Here is a 1,486-nt window from a genome sequence, read left to right as displayed (position 1 = left end):
GGGCGGGCCGGTGAGTGATCAGTATGGTGGTGCGGTCGCGCGTCGCCGCGCGCAACCTGGCCACGATGTCAGCTTCCGTCTGGCTGTCGAGCCCTGAGGTCGCGTCGTCGAGTATGAGGATGCGCGGGTCTGCAGCCAATGTACGGGCCAGCACGATGCGCCGGCGCTGCCCGCCCGACAAACGCACCCCCTTCTCTCCCACCTCGGTGAGTTCGCCGTCCGGCAGTTCCCGGATGAACGCGGCAGCGCCCGCAGCGCTACTGAGGTTTTTAGGGTGGGGTCGGTGGTGTGAGTGCCAGGGCGGTGGCGGTGAGGCAGCCGTCGATCAGGTGGGGCCGGAGCTGGATCCTGCGTAGCTCGCGGCGAAGGACGCGCTCGAGGTCGTCGGGGATGGCGAAGGCGGTGTTGGCCATCGCTCTGCGCACGAGTGACCAGACGGCCTCGACGGGATTGAGGTCGGGCGCGTAGGGCGGGAGGCGGACGGTGGTGAGCCAGTCGTGCTCGGCCTCGTACCGCTTCAGCCCGGCCGCCAGGTGAGTGTTGAGGTTGTCCCAGACCACCACGATCGGACCGTCGGGCTGGATGTGCGCGCGGACCAGCAGGTCGCGGTAGTCCTGCCAGGAGAAGCTCTTGCGTGCGCCTTTGAGGCGGAGATGGGTGCGGGGCCGGTGGATGAGGCGGCTCGTCTCGCCGGGCTTGTAGCAGCACAGGGCGGCGATTGAGGTCCGGCGGCGGGAGCGGCCGCGGACGCGGATGACGGGGGTGTGCCCGCGTCGGCCCCAGGTCCGGGCACGGGGCGGTGTCATCGAGAAGCCGGCCTCGTCCTCGAAGACGATCCAGGCCCCGGACGCCGCCGCGAGCCTTTTACCCGGGGCCAGACCTCCTTCTTCCACAGCTCCACCGCGTGCTCGTCGCGTTCGAGTGCTCTGCGGGCTGGTGCCTGCCAGGACCAGTCGTGCCGTTTCAGCAGCCGCCACACCGTCGCCACCGACAGACTCACCCGAAGACGTCGGCGGATCAGCGTCTGGACCCGGGCCAGGGTCCAGCGTTCGTCTTCGAAGCCGTGCGCGGCCGGTCCCTTGCCGAGTTCCTCCTCGAGGACGGCGAACTGGGCGTCGGTGACGGTCGGGGAGTTCGCCGGACCCGCCGAGCGCAAGGCCTCCATGCCGCCCTCGCGCCAGGCACGACGCCAGCGTTCCACCGACCTCACACTCACCCGCAGATCCTTCGCGATCACCGCGGTCTTCTCACCCGCCGCGAACCGCATCCCGGCCTGTAACCGGATCCCTTCACGAAACGCCCGACGCTCAGCGGTCAGGCCTCCACCCTCCGGATACCTCATCCCACCGGCATACCACAGGGATCATGAACTGTCACCACCCGATGTCAACCCGAAAACCTCAGTAAGACCGTGTCCTATGTGGTGAGGCGTCGTTGACGTCGGTATGGGGCGGGGTACGTGGAGTTGGATTGTTCCGGACGGCTC

3 protein-coding genes are annotated in these 1,486 nt (G+C 68.6%); all 3 read right to left on the bottom strand.

Going from position 1 to position 1,486, the window contains the following annotated elements:
• A partial coding sequence (locus ACFT7S_RS38695; protein WP_382741251.1) for an ATP-binding cassette domain-containing protein occupies positions 1 to 181 on the bottom strand: 181 nt, incomplete at its 3' end.
• Positions 182 to 269: 88 nt separating this feature from the next.
• Positions 270 to 806 carry a transposase gene (locus ACFT7S_RS38690; RefSeq protein ID WP_376381361.1) on the bottom strand — a complete coding sequence of 179 codons (537 nt, stop codon included), beginning with the start codon at positions 804 to 806 and terminating at the stop codon, positions 270 to 272.
• Positions 803 to 1,342: a winged helix-turn-helix domain-containing protein gene (locus tag ACFT7S_RS38685; RefSeq protein ID WP_376381358.1), complete on the bottom strand. Its 540-nt coding sequence runs from the start codon at positions 1,340 to 1,342 to the stop codon at positions 803 to 805. The genes ACFT7S_RS38690 and ACFT7S_RS38685 overlap by 4 nt, the downstream gene beginning before the upstream one ends.
• Positions 1,343 to 1,486: the final 144 nt, after the last annotated feature.

This window comes from Streptomyces sp. NPDC057136 (assembly GCF_042670885.1).
Lineage (GTDB): Bacteria > Actinomycetota > Actinomycetes > Streptomycetales > Streptomycetaceae > Streptomyces.
The sequence above is the reverse complement of the archived record's forward strand: the minus strand, read 5'-3'. Positions and strand labels throughout refer to the sequence as shown.